The organism is Galbibacter orientalis DSM 19592, assembly GCF_000260115.1.
GTDB lineage: Bacteria > Bacteroidota > Bacteroidia > Flavobacteriales > Flavobacteriaceae > Galbibacter > Galbibacter orientalis.
Genome location: NZ_JH651379.1, coordinates 794,205 through 820,975, shown reverse-complemented (window position 1 = coordinate 820,975; position 26,771 = coordinate 794,205). Strand labels below are relative to the sequence as shown.

The window sequence follows — 26,771 nt, the reverse complement described above, 5'->3', positions numbered from 1 at the left end:
CGGGTATATTATGCAATTTATTAATTGAAACTTATAGAGATAAAATCATTTCTATTTTTTTAAACGTATTGCTAAAACGTTTTAGCTATTTGTCTTAGCTAAGTTTTAGCATTGTTTTTTCTTTAATTAATAAATCGTTTTAGTATAAAATTAATTATAAACTAACTGTATTTATGAAAACTAATTTATTTAAAAGGTTAGTGTTGCCAATAGCATTTATATGCTTTGGATACACACAAGCACAAACAGTTTCTGGAACTGTTTCTGATGAAAACGGTCCATTGCCTGGGGCCAATGTTTTGGTAAAAGGAACAACAAACGGAACACAAACAGATTTTGATGGAAATTATGAACTAAGCGATGTGCCTAACGACGCCGTATTAGTTTTTAGTTTTATCAGTTTTAAAACAAAAGAAGTTCCTGTTGGGGGACAATCTACCATTAATGCAATACTTCAAAGTGACACACAAGCTTTAGATGAAGTGGTTGTGATTGGTTATGGTACGCAAAGAAAATCGGATTTAACAGGGTCGGTTTCTACAATTAGTAGTGAATCAATACAAGAAATGCCTACTACAAATCCTGAACAAGCATTAGCTGGTAAGGCAGCGGGTGTTAATGTTTCTTCAAATTCAGGGAGACCAGGTGGAAATACTAACGTTAGAATTCGAGGTAACAACTCAATTAACGCTAACAACTCTCCTTTATATGTTGTAGATGGAGTAATTGGCGCTGGACCGATTAACTATTTAAATCCGAACGACATTAAGTCGATGGAGGTTTTAAAAGATGCTTCTGCTACTGCTATTTATGGTGCACGAGGTGCTAATGGAGTTATTATTGTAACTACTAAAAGAGGTTCTAAAACTGGAGGTCAGGTAAGTTTTGATTCTTTTATTAGTATTGGAGAAATGGTAAGAAAGCTAGATGTATTAAACTCTGAAGAGTTTTTACAAGTAGAAATGAATTCTTACAACAATGCTCAAAAATATGATCCAGTAGGTTGGGCAAATGGGAAATATGAAAACCCAATGAACTATAGAAACGACCGTACATTATTTGATGCTAACGGAAACCCTTTATACGATACAGATTGGCAAGAAGAAGCTACTAGAACTGCTATAACTCAAAACCATAACCTATCGTTTACAGGAGGAGATGAAAAAACATCATATGGTTTATATTTAAATCATTCGGATCAAGAAGGTGTTCTTTTAGAATCATATTTAAAAAGATATTCTGGAAGATTAGTATTAGACGGTCAGGTTAAAGATTGGCTAAAAGTTGGAGGTAGTTTTACATTCAACCATATAGAAGAAAACAGAGTTGATGGCGGTGTTGGTGGTTTAACAGCTTTAAGAATGATGGTGGAAACGCTTCCTATTGTGCCAGTAAAATATCCTAGTGGAGATTATGGTACAAATGCAGATTATCCAAACATGGAAGGTGGAGAAAACCCAGTCAATATTCTTTTAAACAGAACAAACATCTTAAAGACTCAAACTTTCTTAGGAGACGTTTATGCTAATATAGATATTGCAAAAAATCTACAGTTAAGAACTAGTATTGGAGCGAATATTAATAATACGCAAGATAATTTCTATTCTGGTAGAGAACTAAACAACTTAAGTGCTAACTTTCAAGGGGAAGCTACTATAAGAAATACTAGAACTAATTACTGGCAGTTTGAGAACTTTCTTACTTATGATTATGAAATCAATGAGAACCATAGGATTAATGCCATGGGAGGTTTAAGCTGGCAACAATATGATTACTTCTATAGTTTTGCAGGAAGTAGAGGTTTTACAGACGATTTTTATCAATATAATAATTTAGAAGTAGGAGCAAATCCGCTAACACCAGATTCAGATGTTTATCAATGGACTCTAAATTCTTTCTTCGGAAGAGTTAATTATAGCCTAATGAATAAATATTTATTCACCATTACGGGTCGTTTAGATGGGTCTTCTAAGTTTGGAGAAGATAACAAAAGAGCATTCTTTCCTTCGGCTGCATTTGCTTGGAAAGTTTCAGAAGAAGATTTCTTAAAAGACAGTGAGACTATTTCCAACCTAAAATTTAGAACAAGTTATGGAGAAACAGGAAACTCAGAAATTGGGGTTTACCAATCTCTTGCTAGTTTAGGATCTAGTACTGCAATTCTTGGAGGTGAGAGATTTCCTGGTGTTGGTATCGGAACTTTAGCAAATCCAGATTTAAAATGGGAAAAAACAGCACAATTTGATGCTGGTATAGAATTGGGTATGTTTAATAACAGAATAGAATTAGAGACGGATGTTTATTACAAAAAAACTACAGACATGCTATTAAATGCACCTGTGCCAACATCTAGTGGATATTCTAACATCTACTCTAACATTGGTAGTATGGAAAATAAAGGTTTAGAACTTACTTTAAACACTGTTAATATTCGTTCGGAAGATTTTTCATGGACTACCACCTTCAATATTTCCTTCAATAAAAATGAAATATTGGCTCTAGGAGAACAAGACGACGATATTTTTCCTGGACCAGGATTTTTATCTGACACAAATATTCTAAGAGTTGGAGAGTCTGTAGGATCATTTTACGGATTAGTAAGAGAAGGAACTTGGGGGAGCGACGAAGCTGCAGAAGCAGCAGTATATGGCCTTCTACCTGGAGATATTAAACATGCAGACTTAAATGACGATGGGCAAATAAATGCTGCTGACAGAAAAATAATAGGAAGTGGTTATCCTGAAGGATTTGGTGCTTTATTTAACACCTTTACATATAAAAATATAGACCTAACAGTAGATCTTCAATTCTCATATGGAAATGATGTGTTGAATTTATCTAGACACTCTGGAGAAGACAGAACAGGACAAGCAAATAGTTATGCAACTGTTTTAGATGGATGGACACCAGACAATCAAAACACAATGATTGCACAAAACAGACCTTCAAGCGCATATTATAGATCTACCATAGATTCTAGAATGGTAGAAGATGCATCTTTTATAAGAGGTAGAAATCTAATTCTAGGCTATAATTTTTCGCAAGATGTTTTAGATAAATTTAAATTAAAAAGATTAAGACTATACGCTTCTGTACAAAATTTCTTTTTAGCTACAGACTACACAGGATACGATCCTGAAGTAAGCACATATGGTGATGCTTTCGCGCAAGGAATCACATTTTTTGATTATCCTAAACCTCGAACATTCACTTTAGGAGTAAACCTTACTTTTTAAACTTAAAAAATGATAGCAATGAAAATTTCAAAAAAAATATATATCAACGCACTCTTATGCCTAGTTTTATTAGGCGTGAGTAGTTGTTCAGATTTTTTAACTGAAGAAAATGAATCTGAATATACGCAAGACAATTATTTTCAAACTAGAGAACAAGCAGAATCAGCAATTAACACCCTTTATGCTTCTTTAAGATTTGTAAGTGACGGTTCTGGTACTTATGGAGAGAGTCCATTTATGATGCTTGAGTTCGCAACAGGTTTATGTAATACAGAAGTTGGGCAAAGTCAGTTTAACAACGCATACCGAAATTTAACTGCAAACTCAGAAGATGCATATGCGTTAAATTGGTGGCAGAACTCATATAGAGCTATAGCCAATGCAAACTTGGCAATTGCGCGTATTCCTGAAATAGATATGGCACAAACCGATAAGGATAACCTTGTTGGGCAAGCTAAATTTATTAGAGCTTTTTACTATTTTCATTTAGTAAGACTATTTGGAGATGTTCCACTAATTTTAGAACCTGTTGACGCATCTTCAGAATTACTTTATCCAGCAAGAAGTCCACAACAAGAAGTATATAATGCAATTGTTACCGACCTTAAAGATGTTGAAAATTCTGGACTACCATTTACTGATGAATCTGGAAGAGTTGGTTTAGGTGCTGCAAAAACATTATTATCAAGCGTATACCTAACTATGGCTGGTTATCCACTACAGGCTGGAGATAATTACTATAAATTGGCTGCAGATAAAGCTAAAGAAGTTATAGATAGTAAAAAGTATAGCCTTTTTACAGATTACGATAATTTACATGATCCAAGTATTAATAATACTGGAGAGATAATCTTTCAAAACCAATATTTAATTGGGTTTGCAACTAGTGGATTAACTGCGTGGATGTTGCCTAGATCAAGAGGGATTTCTCAATTTTCAGATGAATATGGAGCATTATATCCAACTCAACAGTTTATTGATGCTCATGAAACTGGAGATAAACGATTAGAAGAACAAGAGTTTTATTTTACTGAATATCCTTCTATTGAAAATCCAGATGAAACGGTAGACTTTAGTGCTACTTATATTTACAAATATTTTGATGAAGATGCAGTTTTAAGAACTGCGCAAAGTAGTCTTGGTTGGAAGTTTTTTAGATATGCTGAAGTATTATTAACATATGCTGAAGCAGGGTTTGAAGCTTATGGACCTACTACAGAGGTGCTTGCAGCAATAAACGAAATTAGAGACAGAGCTAATTTACCTCTTTATGATGCAAGTATTACAGAAGAAGATATTTGGAAAGAACGTTTCTACGAACTTTCATTTGAGAACAAATATTGGTTTGATATGGCAAGAAGAAGAAAAGCTCTAAACCTTAGCACTGGAAGTTTTGAAAACTTTGTAGGTCACCAATTTTCATATGGCCCTACGTTAACAGATAAATATTTATTATTTCCAATCCCACAAAGAGAAATTAATAATAATAAACAGTTAACGCAAAACCCAGGATGGTAAAAAATAATTCTTTATAATCAATTAGTTAGTTTGATTACTCCCGCTCTGTTTTTTTATGAGTGGGAGAATCATTTTAAAGAAGATTGGTTTACATTACACATTCAAAAAGAATACTTTTATATTTTAGTGACTAAATCGGTTAATTAAATTATAAAAGAATATAATAAACCACACAATGTGGAGACAACTTAAGTTATACTTTATGAGAACTTTACTCCTTACCTCACTATTATTTGTTTGTACACTTTCTATTGGACAAACAAAACAAATAACATCCATTGAAAACCCAATAGATTATGTCAAACCTTTAATGGGAACCGACTCAAATCCGAGTTTGTCTAACGGAAACGTTTATCCAGCAATTGCAATGCCTTGGGGTATGAATTTCTGGACCCCACAAACAGGTAAAATGGGAAGCGGTTGGGCTTATGAATATGATGCAGATAAGCTTCGAGCGTTTAAACAAACGCATCAACCATCTCCTTGGATGAACGATTATGGACAGTTTGCCATTATGCCAATAACTGGAAAATTAGTTTTCAATGAAGATGAACGTGCAAGTTGGTTTTCTCATAAATCTGAAATTGTTAAACCGCATTATTATAGTGTTTACCTAGCAGATCATAATGTAACTACAGAAATTACTCCCACAGAAAGAGCTGCGCGTTTTAGATTTACTTTCCCCGAAACCGATAGCGCATACGTAGTAATAGATGCACTAGATAAAGGTTCTTATATAAAACTACTCCCAGAAGAAAATAAGCTTATTGGGTATACTACAAAAAATAGTGGCGGAGTTCCAGAAAATTTTAAAAACTACTTTGTAATTGAATTTGATACACCATTTACTAGTACAAATACTTTCAGTAATAATAAATTACAAGATGCCTTAGAGAATAAAGCAGACCACGTAGGTGCTGTAATCGGATTCAAAACTAAAAAAGGACAGCAAGTAAATGCTAAAATAGCTTCTTCTTTTATCAGTTTTGAACAAGCTGAAATTAACTTGAAAGAAATAAAAGATAAAGATTTTGATGCGTTAAAAGAAGCTGGAAAACAAACTTGGAATAAAGAGTTAAGCAGACTTAAAGTTGAAGGGGGAACCATAGATCAATTTGAAACATTTTACTCTTGCTTATACCGTTCATTACTATTCCCTAGAAAGTTTTTTGAATACGATAAAGATGGAAATGTTGTACATTATAGCCCATACAACGGAAAAGTACTTCCTGGGTATATGTTTACAGACACAGGATTTTGGGATACGTTCCGTTCTTTATTTCCTTTATTAAATTTAATGTATCCTGAATTAAGTGTTCAAATGCAAGAAGGTTTAGCAAATGCATATAAAGAAAGCGGATGGTTACCAGAATGGGCAAGCCCAGGACTTAGAAATGTTATGGTTGGTAATAATTCAGCATCGGTAGTTGCAGACGCTTATCTCAAAAATAAAAATGCTAAATATGATATAGAAACGCTTTACGAAGCTGTTATTCATGGAGCAAATAATGCGGGTCCACTTACCGCTGTTGGTCGTGCTGGTGCAGCGTATTATAAAGATTTAGGGTATGTGCCTTATGATGTTGATATTAATGAAAATGCAGCGCGTACCTTAGAATATGCCTATGATGATTTTGCAATTTATCAACTAGCAAAAGCATTAGACAGACCAAAAAAAGAGATTAATTTATACAAAAAAAGAAGCTTAAATTATAAAAATTTATTTGACAAGGAAACCAATTTAATGCGGGGTAAAAATAAAGATGGTAAATTTATGAAACCATTTAACCCTTTTAAATGGGGTGATGCTTTTACAGAAGGTAATAGCTGGCATTATACATGGTCTGTTTTTCATGATGTACAAGGACTTATAGATTTAATGGGTGGAAAAGATAACTTTACTGCCAAATTAGACGAAGTATTTTCTTTACCTCCAGTTTTTGATGAAAGCTATTATGGAGGTGTTATTCATGAAATTCGAGAAATGCAAATTGCAAATATGGGACAGTATGCACATGGAAATCAACCTATTCAGCATATGATTTATTTGTATAATTATGCATCACAACCATGGAAAGCTCAATATTGGGTTAGAGAAACAATGGATAGAATGTATATGCCTACTCCAGATGGTTATTGCGGAGATGAAGATAACGGACAAACATCTGCTTGGTATGTATTTTCTGCTATGGGATTCTATCCTGTGTGTCCAGCAACCGACGAATATGTTATAGGGACACCATTATTTAAAAAGCTTACTTTAGAATTGCAAAACGGTAATGAGGTAATTATCAATGCTCCAAACAATGACCATAGCAACAAATATGTACAACAAATGAGTTTTAATGGTCAGAATTATAGCAAAAATTATATCAGTCATGAAGCGCTATTAGAAGGTGCCAAAATCGATTTTGAAATGAGCAATACTCCTAATAAAAATAGAGGAACAGCAAAAGACGATGCTCCTTATTCTTTATCCAACGAATAAAATAGAAATTGAAAACAAGAGCAATGATGATTAAATCCCCTAGATTTATAAACAGGAATATTTTAAGAGGAACGATATATGTATCGGTAGCAGTATTTGCAGCAGCATGTAGTCAAAAAAAGGAAAACTCTCAGGAGGTAACTTCTAAAGCTACTGATGAACTCCAAAATTTGGTTCAATATGTAGATCCTATGATTGGTACTGCCAAAATGGGACATACATATCCTGGAGCAACGGCTCCCTTTGGAAGCGTACAATTGAGTCCAGATACAGACACCATTCCCTATGAAATAGATGGGCATTACAACCCAGATGTTTATAAATATTGTGCAGGATATCAATATGATGATGCCACTATTGTAGGTTTTAGCCATACCCATTTCAGCGGGACAGGACATTCAGATTTAGGAGATTTTTTAATTATGCCTACTACTGGAAACCTTCAATTAAATCCGGGAACAGAAACTAATCCTGATAGTGGATATCGCTCTCGTTTTTCACATAAAAATGAACATGCAGAAGCTGGTTATTATAGTGTTCAGCTAGAAGATTATAATATTAAAGCAGAGTTAACTGCTACTACGCGCGTGGGAATGCATCAATATACATTTCCAAAATCGGAAGCGTCTCATATTATTTTAGATCTAACATCTGGAATCTATAATTACAAAGAAAAAAACGTTTGGACTTTTGTTAGGGTTGAAAACGATACGCTAGTTACTGGTTACAGACAAACTAATGGTTGGGCTAGAACTCGTAAAGTATACTTTGCTATGGCTTTTAGTAAACCAATTGCAAAATATGGACAGGAAAACCATAATGATAATGTTTATAAAGGTTTTTGGAGAAAGTTTGATCAAAGTACTAACTTTCCTGAAATGGCTGGAGAAAATATCAAAACATATTTCGATTTTAATACTTCCGAAGGAGAAAAAGTTAAGATTAAATTTGCCATTTCTCCTGTAAGTACAGAAGGTGCTATTAATAATATGAAAGTAGAAATTCCTCATTGGGATTTTGAAAAGGTAAAACAAGAAACTCAGAATAATTGGAATGTAGAGCTTAATAAAGTACAACTAGATCCAATCAATCATGATGAAATGATAAATTTCTACACAGCCATGTATCATGCTTTTCTTGGGCCTACAATATATATGGATGTTGATGGAAAATACCGTGGTTTGGATATGAATATTCACCAAGCAGAAAACTTTACAAACTACACTAGTTTTTCATTGTGGGATACTTACAGAGCTTTACACCCATTATTTAATGTGTTACAGCCAAAGAGAAATTCGGATATGATTAATTCTATGGTAGCGCATTACAATCAAAGTGTACACGGTATGCTACCTGTTTGGTCTCATTATGCTAACGAGAATTGGTGTATGATTGGGTACCATAGTGTTTCTGTAATTGCCGATGCTATTGTAAAAGGAAATACAGGTTTTGATGCGGAGGCTGCGCTTATGGCAAGCGTTCATACTGCAAAAGTTCCATATTATGATGGATTAAAATATTACATGGAAAAAGGATATGTTCCAGAAGATAAAAATGGTTCTTCTGTTTCTAAAACCTTAGAATACGCTTATGACGATTGGGCAATTGCTCAAGCAGCAAAAAAACTTGGAAAGGACGCTATTTATAATGAATTTAGTAAACGTGCCGAAAATTATAAAAATGTTTATGATGCCAAAAGTGGTTTCATGCGTCCAAAATTAAACGATGGTACCTTTAAAAAAGATTTTGATCCTTTAAATACACACGGACAAGGTTTTATAGAAGGGAATTCTTGGAACTATAGTTTGTATGTGCCTCATGCACCTAAAACTATGATTGAAATGATGGGTGGAAAAGAGACCTTCTCCCAACATTTAGATTCGCTATTTTCTATGGATTTACCAGATAAATATTTTGAGAATACTGAAGATATTTCTCGTGAAGGAATAATTGGAAATTATGTGCATGGAAACGAACCTTCTCATCATGTAGTGTATCTATATAATTGGACAGATACTCCATGGAAATCTCAAGATAAAATTAGAATGATTTTAAAAGCAATGTACCAGCCAAAAGCAGATGGTTTAGGTGGGAATGACGACTTCGGACAAATGAGTGCTTGGTATATTTTTAGTACTTTAGGGTTTTACCCTGTTGCTCCAGGCTCAGATGTATATGCATTAGGAAGTCCTGCAATGAAAAGTGCTACCTTAAATCTTGAGAACGGAAATAAATTTAAAGTGATTGTTGAAAATCAATCCGAAGAAAATGTCTTTGTAGACAAAGTTTTATTAAATGGAAAAGAGTTAAAACAACCATTTATAAAACATAGTGATATTGAAAAAGGGGGAGAGCTAAACTTTCACATGAGTAATAGCCCCAACAAAACTCTTTATAAATAACTAAAATAAACTACCTTGTAGTTTGCCTACGAGATTTTCAAAAGAAACGTAATTAATATTAACTAAACACAAACTCAAAATGTCTTTTCAAATTAAAGAAGCTTCTAAAGTATACGACATATTAGTTGTAGGCTCTGGAGCCGGAGGAGGAATGGCTACCAAAATTCTATCTGAGGCTGGCTTTAAAATAGCATTGCTAGAAGCGGGTCCAAATTTTGATCCTGCAAACCCCGAGCAACAAACACAATTTAAATGGCCTTATGAATCCCCGCGTCGTGGTGCTGGTACAAAACGTCCTTTTGGAGATTTTGATATGGCCTATGGAGGATGGGAACTAGATGGGGAACCTTACACACATAAAAACGGAACTAAATTTGATTGGTTTCGTTCAAGAATGGTTGGAGGTAGAACAAATCACTGGGGACGTATTTCCCTTCGTTTTGGTCCTTTAGATTTTAAAAGAAAAGACTTTGATGGTAAAGGAGATAATTGGCCTATTGGTTATGATGATGTAAAACCTTATTATGACAAAGTTGATAAGTTAATTGGAGTGTTTGGAAGTAAAGAGAATATCCATAATGAGCCAGATGGCTTCTTCTTACCACCTCCAAAACCTCGTTTGCATGAACTATATTTGAAAAAAGCAGGAGCAAAATCTAATATTCCTGTAATTCCTTCAAGGTTATCAATCCTTACTAAAAGAGTTGATGATCGCCGTGGGGCTTGTTTTTATTGTAGTCAGTGTTCTCGTTCTTGTAGTATTTATGGAGATTTTTCTTCTTCTTCTGTATTAGTAAAACCTGCATTAGAATATGATAACGTAGACTTGTATGTAAATGCAATGGTTAGAGAAGTTTTAACAGACGAAAGCGGAAAAGCAACAGGAGTATCCTACGTAAATAAATATGATAATCAAGAATATACCGTAAAAGCAAAAGTTGTAATATTGGCGGCTAGTGCTTGTGGTTCTGCTAGAATTCTATTAAATTCAAAATCGGAAAGATTCCCTAACGGATTGGCAAATTCTAGTGGCGTAGTTGGAAAATACTTACACGATTCTACTGGTGCTGGTCGTTCGGCTATCATACCAGAATTAATGGAGCGTAAACGTTATAACGAAGATGGTGTTGGTGGAATGCATTTATATGTACCATGGTGGTTAAACGATAAAAAAGATCTTGGATTTTCTAGAGGATACCATATAGAATATTGGGGTGGAATGGGAATGCCATCCTATGGAGCTGGAATGGGAATGGAAAATCTTAATGGAAGATTTGGAGAGAAGAAAAAAGCTGGAGGTTATGGTGTAGGTCTAAAAGAAGATGTTCATAAATTTTATGGTGCAACCGTAGGAATGGCAGGAAGAGGAGAAAGTATTCCACAAAAAGATAATTATTGTGAAATCGATCCGAATGTAGTTGATAAATTTGGAATCCCTGTATTGCGTTTTAACTATAATTGGACAGACGATGAGGTTAAACAGGCAAAACATATGCAAGATACTTTTGAAGAATTGTATCATAATATGGGAGCTATTCCATTAGGCGATAAACCAGGGAAAGAAGATAATTACGGCTTGGAAGCACCTGGTAGAATAATTCATGAGGTGGGAACAACTCGTATGGGGAACGATCCTAAAACTTCTGTTTTGAACAAGTATAGTCAGTCGCACGATGTGCCAAACTTATTTGTAGTAGATGGAGGAGCTTTTGTATCTCAAGCCGATAAAAACCCAACATGGACAATTCTTGCCCTTGCTTGGAGAGCATCGGATTATCTGACTCAGGAAATGAAAAAAATGAATATTTAAAACATAAAAATCATGGATAGAAGAAAAAGTTTAAAAGCCATGGTGGCTGGTACGGTAACTTCCGGATTTATGTTTTCGTCGTGTTTAACAGACACCGAAGAACCAACGATAGCAAAAACCGACGCACCAAGCGATAGCGATAATAATTACGATACCACTCGTACAAAAGAAGAACTTGCTTACGAAGAAGAATTACGTGCAAAAGGGGTTTATTTTAATGACCATGAATTGGCTACCCTTACTGTTTTAGCAGATATTATTATTCCTGCTGAAGGAGAATATAGTGCCGCTAGTGAAGTTGGGGTTGTAGATTTTATTGCATATATAGTTTTTGATATGCCGCACCACCAATTGCCATTGCGCGGTGGATTAATGTGGATAGACCACGAAAGTAATAAGCGCTTTAATAAAGTCTTTAAAGATGCTTCTAAGGAGCAGCAAATAGAAATTGTTGAAGATATTGCATATCCAGATGATGTAAAACCACAATTTATTCAAGGAGAACGCTTTTTCTCTCGTTTAAGAGACTTGGTTTCTACTGGGTATTTTACAAGTGAAGAAGGAATAAAATATCTTGGATACGTAGGAAATACGCCTAATGTTTGGGATGGTGTTCCAGATGATGTGTTGGCGCAATACAACTTAAAATACGACCAGCGTACTTTAGATATTTGTATCAAACCTGAAGAAAGAAACGAAATTGCTACTTGGGATAATTACGAAGTATAACACCTAGTAAATTAGTTTTAAAATAATGAATAGAGCATTTAATTAATTTTAGATGCTCTTTTTTAGTATGTAAACTTTATATAAAGTTTTAAAAGGTAGAAATGTTGCCATTCCTTCAGTATTAATAATTTTTATTATATTTAGTTAAACAAGAGCTAAATTGGTTAGTTTTTACATTAAAACTATAAATAAAAGAATATGTGGATAGCAGTTATTACAACTTTAATTTTTATAATAATTAATTTTGTTCATTATATAGTTCTTAATGGTTATGCTAAGAAAGTAGGCGGGAAAAAAATGTGGAAAACATGGGGAGGTAGGCTATATTTTTGGCAAAGCTCAATAATAACAAGTACTGCTGGAACTCTTTTTGTTATATTTATATTAAAATGGGCAAACGTATTAAACTTCTAGAAGTCTCTTTTTCCTAACTACCTATGTTATCCTAAGTCATTATTTTTTATCTTCAGAAAATAGGAAAGCAACCCGCTATAGAGCATATAACTAACTATTAACAATGTTATAAGCATCACTATAATAGTACTAAGCAAGCGCTAGGACGTATAAATCTCGATTTTCGAGTAAAGATTAATTTAACTCCATATGTAAAGAACTATAAAATATAACAATACATCGTTCATATGTTATATTTCTTTGGTTATATTTGAGAGAAACAATTCTTATAAAATAAACCATGAAACCAGACCTTTTTGAAGCTCCCGATTATTATAATTTAGACGATTTACTTTCTGAAGAACATAAATTAGTTAGAGATGCTGCCCGAAGTTGGGTTAAAAAGGAAGTTTCTCCTATTATTGAAGACTTTGCACAAAAAGCTGAGTTTCCAAAACAAATTATTAATGGTTTGGCAGAAATAGGGGCTTTTGGTCCTTATATTCCAGAAGAATATGGAGGCGCTGGTCTCGACCAAATTAGCTACGGTTTAATTATGCAAGAAATTGAAAGAGGAGATAGTGGTGTACGCTCCACAGCCTCTGTACAATCCTCTTTAGTAATGTATCCTATTTGGAAGTATGGAACAGAAGCTCAACGGAAAAAATACCTCCCTAAATTAGCTTCAGGAGAGTTTATAGGATGCTTTGGACTTACAGAGCCTAACCATGGGTCTAATCCGGGAGGAATGGAAACCAAATTTAAAGATGCAGGAGATTATTATCTTTTAAATGGTGCCAAACTCTGGATTTCTAATGCTCCATTTGCAGATCTTGCTGTGGTATGGGCAAAGAACGAAGAAGGGAGAATCCACGGTCTCATTGTAGAACGAGGTATGGAAGGGTTTTCTACGCCAGAAACCCATAATAAATGGTCTTTAAGGGCATCGGCTACTGGGGAATTAATTTTTGATAATGTAAAAGTCCCCAAAGAAAATCTTCTGCCAGAAAAAAGCGGACTCGGCGCTCCTCTAGGGTGTTTAGATTCTGCTCGCTACGGAATTGCATGGGGTGCAATTGGAGCAGCAATGGATTGTTATGACACCGCATTGCGTTATGCAAAAGAGCGTATTCAATTTGGAAAACCTATTGCTGCAACTCAACTTCAGCAAAAAAAATTAGCAGAAATGGTTACCGAAATTACCAAAGCTCAGTTGTTAGCGCTCCGTTTAGGACAGCTAAAAAATGAAGGAAAAGCAAGTACTGCACAAATTTCTATGGCAAAACGTAATAATGTAGCCATGGCACTAAATATAGCTAGAGAAGCTCGACAAGTATTAGGAGCTATGGGGATTACAGGAGAGTATAGCATTATGCGCCATATGATGAACTTAGAGAGCGTTATTACCTATGAGGGAACCCATGATATTCACCTTCTCATTACAGGGGCGGATATCACAGGAGAACAAGCCTTTAAATAGGGTTGAATAATGCCCAATATTTAGTAAATATTTAAGAATTTCCGAATTAAAAATAATGGTCATATTTTGTATATTTGTTAATATAACGAGTATATATTAACAATTAAATTGTTTGACTATGAAAAAAAGGCTATTTATTGCAGTATTCTCATTTTTTGCTTTTGTATCACAAGCGCAAGATAAAGAGGTTAAAGTTGGAGATGTTTTAACAATTAACAGTACTTCTGAAAGTACCTATCAGCATATTGATCTTCCTAGAAAAAATATCATTATAAAAAGAGGTGGTGTACCAAATTATAAATCTGTTTTTAACAATGAAGTTATTGTTAAAAAAGTAGAGGCTAATGAAAGTGGAGAGCAAATAGCTGTGCTACAAAGAAAAGATGGACGTAAGTTTTTTAGTAGCTTCCCAACAATAGAAGCTAATGTAACTAGAGCATTATCTAGTAATGAAATTACTTTTTAAACTTTTCTAAAGCTTTTTTAGTAAAATCGGAAAGCACCAATTTACCAGATGTTTTTGCTCTATCTATAAGTAGCAAATCCCAGTGATTGGTGTTTTCCCATAAAGCTTTTTTCAAAGTACTTAAAGCTTCAGGGTTATATGCTGCTAATTTGTTCGTTAGGGTCTCGATTTCATTATCCACTTCGGTAATAGTTTCAAAAACTTTGGCATATAACCCTTTTTCTTTTGCCCAATACGCATTTTTCCATTCGGTGGCAGCAAGTGTAAGTTCTGCTAAGGCAGCTACACCCATTTTACGCTCTACAGCTGGGGCAATTACAAAAGGACCAATCCCAATTGTTAACTCAGATAATTTAATAGCTGCTGCTTCTGTTGCAATAGCATAATCGCAGGCTGCAATAAGTCCTACTCCACCTCCTACAGTTTTTCCTTGTACACGACCAATAATAAGTTTATTACATTTCCGCATCGCATTTATTACATTTCCAAAGCCACTAAAAAAAGCTTCTCCTTCTTCTTGATTTGTAATTGCTACGAGCTCATCAAAAGAAGCCCCAGCACAAAACGCTTTTTCACCTTCACTTTTCAATATAATAAGCTGAACTTCTTTATTAATCGAAAGTGCATTTATTTCAGAAGAAAGTCGTTTTAACAATATAGAGGGAAATGAATTACTAGCTGGATGGCCAAACTCTACAGTTGCTATTTTATTTTCAATATTGGTAAATAAACTCCCGTTGATTCTATCTGTGCCCATGTGAATATCTTAAAATGTTGTTCTTCAAAATTAAGGAAACTAAACTTCATTAACGTATTTCCGTCTGAATTTAATAACTAATGCGAGGGAGCGTATTAACATCCAAACAAAGAATGCAATCCAAATAGCATACAATTTAAATCCGAAGAAATTGAATAAAAATAAGGTAGGAGCAAATCCTAAAAAAGTAGCTGCTAATAATACATTTCTAAGGTAACTTGCTTCTCCTAAACCTTTAAAAATACCATCAAACATAAAAGCAACCGCATTAACTGGTTGCATAATTAATACAATCCAAAATACGGATGAAAAAAGAGCTAGAACAGTTTCTTCTTTATTGAATAGAATTCCAATTTCATTATAAAATAAGCCACAAACAGCCATTAAAATAAACGAAATGATGATAGCATATTTACAGATATCAATACTTAAAAACCACAAACGGTTGTAGTCTTTAGCTCCTAATAACCTTCCTGAAATTGCATTTCCAGCATTGGCATACCCATCAATAAAAAAGGAAAAAAACAACCAAATATTCATTAAAATACTCTGTGCAGCAATATAATTTTTTCCATAATCTGTAGCATATGCATTTGCAAGGTAAATGGCAAAGTTTAAAGCGGCAGTACGTACAAATAAATTGGCGCTCATTAATAAGAGCTTTTTCATTTGCGGATTAATATTAAAGCTCAATTTAAAATTGAAAGGTGTTTTTTTAACGTAAAAATAAGTTGCCATGAGTAACATTACTAACTGGGCAATAACACTTGCATAACCCGCCCCTTTAAGATGCATGGCAGGAATAATTCCATCAATTCCATATACTAAAATATAATCCAAAACAATATTTACGGCGGCACCAGTTAAACTGCATTTCATTGCCCAAAGCGTATTTTGCATCCCTCTAAAAACCCCAAAAATTCCGAAAGTAACTAGCGTAAGCGGATAGCCAATGGCTCTAATTTGATAATAATCGGCCGTATATTGTAAAATAAGTCCTTCAGCATTATACAAACTAAAAATATTTTCTGCTACCCAAGCGGTTCCGAAGTAAATTAGTAAACTAAACAAGAAATTAAAGGCTAAGGCTTGTGGAACTAATGTTTTTACTGCGTGTAATCTGTTTGCTCCAAAGTGTTGTGAAACAATTGCAGAAATAGCAGTTTTTGTTTGCGCTACAATCCAAATAATAGCAGAAAGAAAAGAACCTACAATTCCAGCAGCAGCCAATGCTTCAACAGGATTTTTATCTACATTACCAATAATTGCTATATCGGTAAGAGAAATAAGTGGTTCTGCAATTCCCGCAATAATAGCAGGAATTGCCAATTGATTGATCTCTTTAAAGTTAATTTTAGCTTCTTTCATTGTACCGAATCCCTCATTGAGGTTTTTATTCCCTAGAGCCTGTCCTGAGTTTATCGAAGGGCTCTACGTCGAAATGGATTAAATTATTTTCCTTTTGAATACCTTGTGAGCTTGCTCCTGAGGTAAATGATTTACCAATTTTTAAAAGAAAAACTAGCAGAAAAATAATTTTGTGTAAATTTAAGTGCAAAAGTAATAAAGCATTTATCAATCATACCTTAAATAAGATACCTTATGAAAAACATTTTGGTTCCAATTGGAACATCTTCAAATACAATAAACACATTACAATATGCCATAGATTTTGCTAAATTTTTCGACAGCAAAATATATTTAATGCAGGCCTTTACTTTTATAAATAAAGCAGGTTCTATTGCAAATGTGGAGGATGTTGTTGCTAAAAATACTACAGAACAATTAGAAGAAGTGCTCAATAAAGTAGATAAAAAAGGGGTTTCTGTTACAATTACTGCATATAATGGGGAGGTATTAGATGGGATAAAGGCGGTTGACCAGCAGTATGGAATTGATTTACTTATTATGGAACCCAGAAGTACGGATATACGCGAAGAAGTTTTTCTGGGTAAAACAACCGGAAAAATTGTTAAGCAAACCAATATTCCTACTTTAATAGTTCCAGAGGGTAATACATTTAAAGATTATAATACTGGTTTGGTAGCTTTTAAATCGGGAATTGTAAAACATCCCACAATTTTAGATCCTTTAGTTGCATTTAAAGAACGATTTAAGCTGAATTTAAATCTTCTTTTAGTAAAAACACCGAATTATGTTACTGAAGATTTAGAGATTGACGACAAGTTAAAGTCGTTAAGTGAAGAGGTACAAACCTCAGAAAACACTACTACTTTTGAAGGCGTGTTGGAACATTTTCAAGAGCATAATCCAGATATCTTAATTGTATTTAGAAGAAAGCGTGGATTTTTTACCAAGTTATGGGAAAAAAATATAATTTTGAAGCGTGAATTTAGATGCAGTATTCCACTTTTAATATTAAGTGTTAAGAAATAAATTTTCTTAAAACCTATTGTAGATAGGGGCATTAGCTCAGCTGGCTAGAGCGCTACACTGGCAGTGTAGAGGTCATCGGTTCGACTCCGATATGCTCCACAAAGGCAAATAAGGCAATAGGCTGTAAGCTTTATGCTGTAGTTTTTACTTTTAACTCATATGGACAAAGGTTCAGAGGGTCAAAGTTATAAATTTGTTGATTTGAAGATTTGAAAATTGTTCTGACTTCTTTTTTTTCAACCTTTTTAATCTTCTCCTGACTCCTGACTCCTGACTTCTTTCTTTTTTAATCCTTCAATCTTTAAATTTTTCAATATTAAGGAAGCTGCTCCGTAAGCAGTTTTTTTCTTTGTAGCAGCATAACTTCGGGCTTCCGACTTCAATCTTTCATCTATAAACTCCTTCCAAATGATATAAAACAGAAAAATAGATTATATTCGTCATTAGGTCTTGAAAATCTAGAACTCAAATGAAAATATTGATACTTGGAGCTACTGAAAGAACTGGAAAATTGATTTTGGTAGAAGCTTTAAATAAAGGTTATTACATACATTGTTTAGTTAGAGAACCAAACAAAATTGTTGAAAATCATAAAAATCATAAAATATATAAAGGTTCTCCCGAACAGGTTGCCGATTTAGAAAATGCAATACAAGGATGTAAAGGAATAATTAGTCTTTTTTCTTATAGCGAAGCGGTCTTGTATTTTTAATCGGACAGTAATGATTAAAAAACATAGGTTTCAACCAAATATTATCAAAAAGTATATACAAACAATAGATAAATTAAGGGTTGCAAAAAGCACAGAAGAATTATATCCAATTAAAAGTTTGAATTACGAACGTTTAATTGGAGATAAAAAAGGATTAGAATCTGTTCGATTAGATCATAAATATCGAATAGAATTTATAACTAAACTAGAGGGAGAAGAACCTAACAGTATTACAGTATGCTCAATCATTGAATTGAGTAATCACTATAAATAAATGCGAGGAAGATGGCAACAAACAAAACTTTAATACCAGCACAAGCAACACATCCAGGAGTATTAATCAAAGATGAATTGGAGGCTACTCCTAATTTAAACCAAAGAATATTGGCAAAGGAATTGGATGTAAAACCATCATTTTTAAATGAAATTATCAAAGGGAAAAGACCCGTAACAGCAGATATTGCAATTTTATTAGAAAAGACATTAGGTATTTCAGCAGATTATTGGATGAAATTTCAATCCCAATACGAGATTGACAAGGCAAGACTTAAGGAAAAAAATATTAAAAAATTAAAAAACATAGAACTATGGAATATCATAAAAGAATATGTACCTGTCCTATATTTCAAAAAGCATAATTATTTACAAAACGACATTGAGAGCGACATTAAAGCGATTAAGAATATTTATGATATAACAACTATTGATGAACTTGTTTCATCCTTCTCAAAAGAGAAGTTTGCATATTATCGTAAGTCAGATAAATTAAAAATTGATAATAAAAATATGTTCGCATGGAGTGCATTAGCTCAATATGAGGCTAAAAATCAAAAAACGAATACTTTTAATTTTGACAATATAAACCAACTCTGTGTTAATCTAAATAATATATTCTACGAAAATTCCAGAACACCAGAGCGCGTAAAATCTATACTTAATCAATTTGGAATTAAAATGTTACTAATTAATAAGCTAGAGAAAGCTCCTATAGACGGATTCTCTTTTTGGTCAGGTAAAAACCCTGCAATTGCTCTGACTTTGAGATATAATCGGATTGACAATTTTGCTTTTACAATTATGCACGAAATTGGGCATATCGACTTGCATTTAAGAAATGATAGGGAAAGAAAATTCATGGATTTAACTAAAAAACAAAATTTAGATCAATTTGAAAATGAAGCAGATAACTATGCTCAAGAAAAACTAATCCCTAAAAGGATTTGGCAAGATATATTAAACAATTACCTCCCCTTAAACGATGATAAAATAATAGCTTTAGCAAATAAACATAAAATTAATCCAGCTATTCTACTAGGGAGAATTTGCTACGAAATGGATTACTATGCGATAAAAACCAAGATTAATAAAAAAATGAAATAACTGTTTGCACTTAAATTACTTGGTTAAAAAACCAAGTTTATTAGACCTAATTATTTATCATATAGTTTATCCAATTAAAAAGTATTGTTGTCCGATAAAAGTTAACGGAATTTATTGAACCCACTTATATCAAGGTTTAAATGAGGTTCTCAAAATAGAACCCTTATCCCTTGCAATACACATTGTTAAATTACAACAAAGCTATTTTAACGTATATTTGGTTTATGCCTAAATACTATAGAGAAAATTGAACACCCAACCAACTAAATCAAAAAAACGAATTGAAATATTAGATATATTCCGAGGATTTGCAATCTTAGGAATATTTGTTGTCAATATTACCATAATGAATTCAACCTTTTTAAATCAGGACGAATTTGCTTTACAGTTTACTTCTAACATTGACCAAATTTCGGAGAAAATACTTCAGTTGTTTTTTTACACTAAATTCTTCCCGATATTCTCACTGCTTTTTGGATTAGGTATTTCAATACAAGCATTAAAAATGCTTGATGAAAATAGATTATCATTTTCCTTTTTTGGAAGGCGTATGTTAATCCTATTTTTAATTGGAGTTTTACATATTATATTATTATGGTCTGGAGATGTTTTAAATCTTTATGCTATTCTTGGCTTGTTTACTACACTTATAATAAAATGGCCAAACAAATTAATTCTTATTCTATCGGGTGTCTTTCTTTTTTTTCCGTTTTATAATCAGGTTTTTGAATTTTTATTCAGTCTTATAAATTTCCAACCAGAAGTCTATTTAAAAGAGTATACGGGAGCAATGGTAAACAAAATAATTAAACATGGAACTTATTTGGAAGGTTTAAAATTAAGGATTTTAGAATATATTTCTAATATTCCAATGCTTTTCGGATTTTTAGCACCCATAGCCTTTTCAATGTTTTTATTGGGGCTTTACCTCGGTAAAAACAAAATTTATAACTCATTAGAGTTATTTATTCAGCAAATAAAAACACCCATACTATTGATAATTGCTATTACAAATATTTACAGAATAGCATTTCTGTTTGTTTTAGTAGATCTTAAAATTTTTAAACTAGAAAATTATAGAGAATTATTCGTCAAGGCAATGGTGATTTCAGACGTTGTAATGGGATTATTCTACCTATGGCTTATTGGCTGGTTATACTACAATACTAAATGGAAAAAGGTCTTGTCTCCCTTAAAATATGTAGGTAGAATGGCTTTAACTAACTACATAATGCAAAGCTTTATTGGTCTAATTCTATTTTCATCAATAGGGTTTAAACTTTATGAAACTTTAAGTCCATCAGAAGCACTTATCCTTGCAATTATAGTTTTTATCGTTCAAATTATATGGAGTAAGGTTTGGTTAAAATATTTCAGATTCGGACCATTAGAATGGGTGTGGCGATGCTTAACATATAAAGAATTGATCCCGATTAGGGTGCCTAGAAATTTTTCCAACAACTTATAAAAAAGCATGGAGTATGACAATTAGAACAAAAAACTATATAATCATCCTTTTTTTATTGACTGGAATTTTATGTTTCGGACAATCGGGTACTGAAAAAGAATCTGAAATCAATTTATTTCTTAACAATTTAAGTGAAGACGATTTTTCGGGAACAGTACTAATTGCACATAACAACAAAATAATAGAGAAACGAGCTTATGGACTAGCAAATATTGAATTTAACGTAAAAAACAATATCGATACCAAATTCAACATAGCTTCTATTACCAAATTGTTTACGACTGTTGCAACCCTACAACTATATGAGCAAGGAAAGATAAAATTAAAAAGTCCTGTTGGCGACTATTTACCCGAATATTCCAACAAAATTGTTAGAGATTCCGTTACCATTCATCAGCTACTAACACACACTTCGGGTCTTAATAACTTTTACGTTGCAGACTGGGATAAGATAAAGAATATTGATTATCAGAAGACTTCAGGTTTTGTTCCACTTTTTGTTAACGATACACTTTTATCCAAACCCGGTACTAAGTATGATTATAGTGCTTCAGGTTTCGTAATACTTGGACTAATTATAGAAAAAGTTAGTGGTAAAAACTATTACAACTATGTAAAGGACGCCATTTTAAAACCTGCGGAAATGTACAACACTACCGAATTAGAAATTGATTCTATTGTGAAAAATAAAGCAAGTGGATATACGTCGATGTTTGGAGAAAATAAAACTCTCAAGAAAAATGACTACTATTTAACAAAAGCATCACCAGGAGGCTTTTATTATTCTACTATAAGCGACTTATTCAACTTTTCAAAAGCCTTAAGAAATTATAAACTTTTGAATAAAAGAACAACTGAATTGATGTTTGAACCAAAAGTGAAAGGTTACAATACAGATATGGGCTATGGAATTGGTGTTGACCAAAGATACAATCAAACCATTATTGGTCATGCTGGAGGTTGGTACGGAATTCATTGCGAATTAATGGATTTTATGAAAGACAAGTATACCGTTATAATTTTATCTAATATAGACGATGGCGGAGATAATGGAGCTTCTAAATTATCAGATTTTTTTATGGAATTGATAGCCGATAAAGAGCCATAAAAAACAGCTCTCTATACCAAGCAAAAATATTTTTTATAACTAAACAAAACCGATACAACTATGATGAAAAATATTATAATAATTATTTTGATTGCCCTATGGACAAGTGTAACATTTGGTCAAAATATTGCCCGAGTTGAAAATGTAAAAATCCAATCAAAATCTTTAAATCAAGAAAGGGAGATATTAATTTATACTCCTATTGATTACGATTGGCGAGTTAACGAATACTTTAACGTAATCTATGTATTTGACAGCCACAGTAGAGAGTTTTTTGATTATACAAGTTCTATAATTTCCTTTTTGACCGACAATACCAATTCTTTTATTGTTGTTGGAATTACTTCGCCTTATAATGAAGAACTTGATTACTCTAGAAATAATGACCTATTGCCTGTTTTAGAAGCCAAAAAATCTATTGACAAGTACGGGAAATATTCTGGAAATGCTAATAATTTCTTTGCTTATGTAAGCACTGAAGTCGTGCCATATATCGATTCTCATTACAGAACATTAAATAATAAAATAGCAATTGGACACTCATTAAGTGCTTCCTTTGTTTTAGATATTTTTATTAAAAATCATACCTTGTTTAACGATTACATAGCTATTTCGCCAAACCTTGCGTATGATAACGACAAATTAGCAAACAAACTTGTAAATTTTGATTATTCTAAAATAGAGAAACCTACTTATTTATACTTAAGCAATGCAAATGAAGGTATAAAATACTGGCAGGAATGGAAACCTGCTAGAGAGAAAGTATATTCCTTTTTTAACAAGTCAATAAAGAATGATAACTTGAAAGTTAAAATCGATAAATTCCCTGAAAACAATCATTGGAATACCTTTTCAGTTAGTTTAAATAAAGCACTTGATTTTTATTTCGAAAACATCCATGATTTACAGGAAAAGGAACTAAGCAAAAAAGAATATGATACTACAATAAAAGTAAAGGTTTTAAACAAAGACGATACCATATACATTACAGGAAATCAAGAGAATTTAGGAGATTGGAATCCAGAAAAAATAGAATTAGAAAGAATTTCCGATTTAGAGCGGGAAATAAAATTAAAACTTAAAAGCCCTGCACAATTTAAGCTTACAAAAGGAAATTGGGAATCTGAAGCGGAAGTAATTGGAACCTATGGAAATATTACCATAAAACCTGAAGAAAAATCTGAATTTGAATTTGAGATTGAGAACTATTTTGACAATTAAAGAGTAACTTCAATAATTTAATTAACTACCTCGGAACAAGCCCGCGAGGTATTCAAAGAAAAATAATTTAATCTATTTCAACGCAAAACCCTTCGATAGACTCAGGACAGGCGTTGGGGAATTAGACCTTCTATGAGGGATTTAAACCTCAAATGATTACATTGAAATTAGCAGCATGAATTCAATTATAATCTGTTCCTATATTTAGGAGACAATACCTTTGAAGAAAATGAACGAAAGAAAAAACATTATCGTTTCTCTAAAATCAAATTTAGGAGAGTCGAAAAAAGGAATTGAAAAAAGAATTGAGTTTTTGAAAATAACAATTACTCTCAATTTAGTTTTTACGATAATTAGTGTAGGAATAATAATTTTATCAATTATTCCTGAGCTATTTGATTATGAAATATTTATCTGGCAAAAATCGGGACTAATGACCATTTTAAGTTTAAGCCTTGTAATAAACCTTCCTAATCAATTTTTTGAACTTAAATTATTAAAGCATTTAAAAAAAATAAATTCTGAAGTTGAATTTGAGGGAATTGATAAACTTAATAACGAATTAAAAAGCATAGTAGACAAATTAAACAATGGAATAAAAACTAGCTGGAGTCTAATAATCCTAGTAATCTTAATTTTTATTATGGGAATTTGGCAAATAGTATCAGGTAATAATCCATATTGGATCTTTATGAAGGTTCCAATATCATTGTTTTATGGAATGATTATTTTACATTTTATTACAACAAATAGAAAGCTTAATAAAAATATTAATGAAGCTGAAAAATACTGTAGCTAATAAATCTAAACTCCCAAATAAAACCTGCTAGCCCCGATAGAGCCAACTACCGTGTAGTGGCGAAAGCGGGAAACAGCAACAGCTATTTACACAAGAATTGGCGCTCCTAAGTATATTGAATAAGTTGTTTATTAACTCGATTGGCAGCAATTTTGGATGCCAAAAATCCTAAAACAAAAATTGTGGCAAATACAATGGCTATATTGATAAGCTTATATTCCACAGGGTATGCCAAGGTTGGACTAAGTTTTATCCATTGAAAAGTGATTTGTGTCCACACTAAAAGCGATGCAAAAGCGATGCCTACAATGCCGCCTACAACGGTAACTAGGAGTCCCTGTAAGAAGAAAATCCGTTTTAGTTGTTTTATAGATACGCCCATACTGTAAAGTGTAGTTGCGTTGTCTTTTTTATCGAGAATCATCATTATAATAGCGCCAACAACATTGAAAAGTGCAATAATAAGTACCAAAGTAAAGATGAGATACAGTACCAAATTTTCGGTATTGAGCATTTTATAAAGAGAATCGTTGAGTTGCGCACGCGTTTTTAAACTTACTTTATTACTTAATGCTGCTGCTATTTGTGCGCTTACTAATTCTACAGGAGCTGTAGGTTTTATCTTAAAATTGATTCCTGTGATTTGATTTTCCTTTTTCTCTAATAAAGGCTGAACGGTGGAAAGGCTTGCAAATACGTACTTTTTATCTAAATCGTCGTTTATTGCATAAACCCCAGAAAGGGTTACCGATAGTTCATTATAAGGTCTTTGGGAGCCTGAAATTCCTGTAGCAATACTCCCTTCTCCTGGTTTTGGCGCTAAAATTTCAAGCGGATTTCTATAATCGTTAATCCCTAATCCCAATAAATTTGCAACTCCTATTCCACTTACTACTTGGTAGGGGTCTTTTCCTATCCAACTGCCGTAATACAACATACTATCAATGCCTGTTACACGTGTGTAATTACTGTCGACTGCCTTGATATATGCTATATGATTTTTCTGTTTGAAAGTAAGGAAAACCCGCTCTTCAATTTCTTTGGAATAATCGGCTATCCCTTCTATTTTATTAAGGTTTTGGGCATCGTTTTCGGTAAAATCGAAATATTTACCTTCGGCAGAAACCGCTTTAAGGTCGGGATCAAAAGAATTAGAAAACGAAAGACTTAAGGTTTTAAGTCCTGCAAAAGCAGAAAGTACAACAAATAAAGAGGCTGCACCAATTACTATTACCAAAAATGTAACAAAATTGATAATGTTAACTGCATTCTGACTGCTTTTAGAAATCAGATACCTTTTTGCTATGTACAGGGCGATATTCAAAAATTATGACTTCTTCCTTTTAGCTAATAAATCGGGGTTGCTAATAGGATTTTCACTTCCTTTAAGCGACTTGTCTATACGATCTATGTATTCAAGAGAATCGTCAATATAAAATTCTAATTCAGGTACGCGTCGTAACTGATTTTTTGTGCGTTGCGACAACTCATGCTTAATAAGCGGTTGGTTGGAACGTATGCCTTCTATAAGTTCTTTGGCTTTATCTACTGGGAAAATACTTACATATACTTTTGCCATTGATAAATCTGTGGTAACATTTACCTTGGTTACGCTAATAAGGGTTCCAGACATGCCTCCTTCTTTTGCTGCTCTTTGTAGAATTTCAGCTAAATCCTTTTGTATAACCCCACCAATCTTTTTCTGTCTGTTTGTTTCCATACTGCAAAAATACAAGAATAATAATTACAATTTAAAGTATTATTTTTGATGAAAGCCTTTAATTAAGTGTTTTATCTGAAAAAATAACGATATGAATAAAATTGAGCACATTGGAATTGCAGTAAATGACATCGAAACTTCAAATACACTTTTTCATAAATTGCTAGGTGTAGCTCCCTATAAAACAGAAGAAGTTGCCTCAGAGGGAGTAAAAACTTCATTTTTTAAGACTGGAGAAAGTAAGATAGAACTTTTAGAGGCAATGACTAATGATAGTGCTATTGCTAAATTTATTGCTAAAAAAGGAGAAGGAATCCACCATATAGCTTTTGAAGTAGGCGATATCCAAGCGGAAATAAAACGATTAAAAGAGGAAGGTTTTACTGTATTAAATGAAATTCCCAAGCGAGGTGCCGATAATAAATGGGTTGCTTTTTTACACCCTAAAACAACCAATGGCGTTTTAATTGAATTGTGCCAAGAAATAGACGATAAGGCATAGATAACAGTTAAAAAAAGTAGAAATCTATAAAAACCTTTGAATAGTCTTGCAGAGCTTAAAAATATATAGTAATATTGCATCCGCAATTTGCAGGTCCCATAGCTCAGCTGGTTAGAGCACCTGACTCATAATCAGGGGGTCCATGGTTCGAGCCCATGTGGGACCACAACAATGATAGAAAGCCA

General features: G+C 33.0%; 22 protein-coding genes and 2 tRNA genes. 20 read left to right on the top strand and 4 right to left on the bottom strand.

What is annotated here, in order from left to right; all coding sequences use genetic code 11:
* The first annotated feature begins 173 nt into the window (after nt 1–173).
* The 9 genes from JOOMADRAFT_RS03765 to JOOMADRAFT_RS03725 all read left to right on the top strand — a co-directional run bounded on the left by JOOMADRAFT_RS03765 (nt 174) and on the right by JOOMADRAFT_RS03725 (nt 14,522).
* The gene (locus JOOMADRAFT_RS03765; RefSeq protein WP_008611432.1) at nt 174–3,236 is read left to right on the top strand and encodes a SusC/RagA family TonB-linked outer membrane protein; all 3,063 of its coding nucleotides are present in this window, start codon (nt 174–176) and stop codon (nt 3,234–3,236) included.
* An 18-nt stretch (nt 3,237–3,254) separates the two neighbouring features.
* Nucleotides 3,255–4,754 carry a RagB/SusD family nutrient uptake outer membrane protein gene (locus tag JOOMADRAFT_RS03760; protein ID WP_008611431.1) on the top strand — a complete coding sequence of 500 codons (1,500 nt, stop codon included), beginning with the start codon at nt 3,255–3,257 and terminating at the stop codon, nt 4,752–4,754.
* Nucleotides 4,755–4,956: 202 nt separating this feature from the next.
* A complete protein-coding gene (locus JOOMADRAFT_RS03755) occupies nt 4,957–7,242 on the top strand; it encodes a GH92 family glycosyl hydrolase (RefSeq protein WP_040879909.1) in 2,286 nt (761 codons plus the stop codon).
* A 23-nt stretch (nt 7,243–7,265) separates the two neighbouring features.
* Complete coding sequence (locus JOOMADRAFT_RS03750; protein WP_008611429.1) at nt 7,266–9,644, top strand: GH92 family glycosyl hydrolase; 2,379 nt, start codon at nt 7,266–7,268, stop codon at nt 9,642–9,644.
* A gap of 79 nt (nt 9,645–9,723) precedes the next feature.
* Nucleotides 9,724–11,454: a GMC family oxidoreductase gene (locus JOOMADRAFT_RS03745; RefSeq protein ID WP_008611428.1), complete on the top strand. Its 1,731-nt coding sequence runs from the start codon at nt 9,724–9,726 to the stop codon at nt 11,452–11,454.
* Between the two features lie 12 nt (nt 11,455–11,466).
* Nucleotides 11,467–12,183: a gluconate 2-dehydrogenase subunit 3 family protein gene (locus JOOMADRAFT_RS03740; RefSeq protein WP_008611427.1), complete on the top strand. Its 717-nt coding sequence runs from the start codon at nt 11,467–11,469 to the stop codon at nt 12,181–12,183.
* Between the two features lie 198 nt (nt 12,184–12,381).
* Complete coding sequence (locus JOOMADRAFT_RS03735) at nt 12,382–12,597, top strand: hypothetical protein (protein WP_008611426.1); 216 nt, start codon at nt 12,382–12,384, stop codon at nt 12,595–12,597.
* Nucleotides 12,598–12,877: 280 nt separating this feature from the next.
* Nucleotides 12,878–14,056, top strand: coding sequence for an acyl-CoA dehydrogenase family protein (locus JOOMADRAFT_RS03730; RefSeq protein WP_008611425.1), 1,179 nt, complete (start codon nt 12,878–12,880; stop codon nt 14,054–14,056).
* A 118-nt stretch (nt 14,057–14,174) separates the two neighbouring features.
* The gene (locus tag JOOMADRAFT_RS03725; RefSeq protein ID WP_008611423.1) at nt 14,175–14,522 is read left to right on the top strand and encodes a hypothetical protein; all 348 of its coding nucleotides are present in this window, start codon (nt 14,175–14,177) and stop codon (nt 14,520–14,522) included.
* On the opposite strand, the gene JOOMADRAFT_RS03720 is transcribed toward JOOMADRAFT_RS03725, so the two are convergent.
* A complete protein-coding gene (locus JOOMADRAFT_RS03720) occupies nt 14,512–15,279 on the bottom strand; it encodes an enoyl-CoA hydratase/isomerase family protein (RefSeq protein WP_008611422.1) in 768 nt (255 codons plus the stop codon). The genes JOOMADRAFT_RS03725 and JOOMADRAFT_RS03720 overlap by 11 nt on opposite strands.
* Before the next feature lie 39 nt (nt 15,280–15,318).
* Nucleotides 15,319–16,647, bottom strand: coding sequence for an MATE family efflux transporter (locus JOOMADRAFT_RS03715; RefSeq protein ID WP_008611421.1), 1,329 nt, complete (start codon nt 16,645–16,647; stop codon nt 15,319–15,321).
* A gap of 234 nt (nt 16,648–16,881) precedes the next feature.
* On the opposite strand from JOOMADRAFT_RS03715, the gene JOOMADRAFT_RS03710 reads away from it, so the two are divergent.
* The 9 genes from JOOMADRAFT_RS03710 to JOOMADRAFT_RS03670 all read left to right on the top strand — a co-directional run bounded on the left by JOOMADRAFT_RS03710 (nt 16,882) and on the right by JOOMADRAFT_RS03670 (nt 24,364).
* Nucleotides 16,882–17,676, top strand: coding sequence for a universal stress protein (locus JOOMADRAFT_RS03710; protein WP_008611419.1), 795 nt, complete (start codon nt 16,882–16,884; stop codon nt 17,674–17,676).
* A 25-nt stretch (nt 17,677–17,701) separates the two neighbouring features.
* Nucleotides 17,702–17,775 (top strand) — tRNA-Ala (locus JOOMADRAFT_RS03705).
* Between the two features lie 370 nt (nt 17,776–18,145).
* The gene (locus JOOMADRAFT_RS03700; RefSeq protein WP_008611417.1) at nt 18,146–18,388 is read left to right on the top strand and encodes an NAD(P)H-binding protein; all 243 of its coding nucleotides are present in this window, start codon (nt 18,146–18,148) and stop codon (nt 18,386–18,388) included.
* A 10-nt stretch (nt 18,389–18,398) separates the two neighbouring features.
* A complete protein-coding gene (locus tag JOOMADRAFT_RS03695; RefSeq protein WP_008611415.1) occupies nt 18,399–18,662 on the top strand; it encodes a type II toxin-antitoxin system RelE/ParE family toxin in 264 nt (87 codons plus the stop codon).
* Between the two features lie 11 nt (nt 18,663–18,673).
* The gene (locus tag JOOMADRAFT_RS03690) at nt 18,674–19,768 is read left to right on the top strand and encodes a HigA family addiction module antitoxin (RefSeq protein ID WP_008611414.1); all 1,095 of its coding nucleotides are present in this window, start codon (nt 18,674–18,676) and stop codon (nt 19,766–19,768) included.
* Nucleotides 19,769–20,114: 346 nt separating this feature from the next.
* Nucleotides 20,115–21,236: a DUF418 domain-containing protein gene (locus JOOMADRAFT_RS03685; RefSeq protein ID WP_245547647.1), complete on the top strand. Its 1,122-nt coding sequence runs from the start codon at nt 20,115–20,117 to the stop codon at nt 21,234–21,236.
* A gap of 13 nt (nt 21,237–21,249) precedes the next feature.
* A complete protein-coding gene (locus tag JOOMADRAFT_RS03680; protein WP_008611412.1) occupies nt 21,250–22,344 on the top strand; it encodes a serine hydrolase domain-containing protein in 1,095 nt (364 codons plus the stop codon).
* A gap of 60 nt (nt 22,345–22,404) precedes the next feature.
* Nucleotides 22,405–23,565: an alpha/beta hydrolase-fold protein gene (locus JOOMADRAFT_RS03675; protein ID WP_008611411.1), complete on the top strand. Its 1,161-nt coding sequence runs from the start codon at nt 22,405–22,407 to the stop codon at nt 23,563–23,565.
* Between the two features lie 229 nt (nt 23,566–23,794).
* The gene (locus tag JOOMADRAFT_RS03670) at nt 23,795–24,364 is read left to right on the top strand and encodes a hypothetical protein (RefSeq protein WP_008611410.1); all 570 of its coding nucleotides are present in this window, start codon (nt 23,795–23,797) and stop codon (nt 24,362–24,364) included.
* A gap of 106 nt (nt 24,365–24,470) precedes the next feature.
* Here the strand turns inward: JOOMADRAFT_RS03670 and JOOMADRAFT_RS03665 are convergent, their stop codons facing one another.
* Both JOOMADRAFT_RS03665 and rbfA read right to left on the bottom strand, forming a co-directional pair.
* Nucleotides 24,471–25,688: an ABC transporter permease gene (locus tag JOOMADRAFT_RS03665; protein WP_008611409.1), complete on the bottom strand. Its 1,218-nt coding sequence runs from the start codon at nt 25,686–25,688 to the stop codon at nt 24,471–24,473.
* A 3-nt stretch (nt 25,689–25,691) separates the two neighbouring features.
* Nucleotides 25,692–26,084 (bottom strand): 30S ribosome-binding factor RbfA, encoded by a 393-nt coding sequence (gene rbfA / locus JOOMADRAFT_RS03660; protein ID WP_008611407.1) that lies wholly within the window; start codon nt 26,082–26,084, stop codon nt 25,692–25,694.
* A 91-nt stretch (nt 26,085–26,175) separates the two neighbouring features.
* Here rbfA and mce point away from each other — a divergent pair, with 91 nt between their 5' ends.
* Together mce and JOOMADRAFT_RS03650 are read left to right on the top strand one after the other, a co-directional pair.
* Nucleotides 26,176–26,586, top strand: coding sequence for a methylmalonyl-CoA epimerase (gene mce, locus JOOMADRAFT_RS03655; RefSeq protein WP_008611406.1), 411 nt, complete (start codon nt 26,176–26,178; stop codon nt 26,584–26,586).
* A 92-nt stretch (nt 26,587–26,678) separates the two neighbouring features.
* Nucleotides 26,679–26,752, top strand: a tRNA-Ile gene (locus tag JOOMADRAFT_RS03650).
* Nucleotides 26,753–26,771 lie beyond the last annotated feature (19 nt).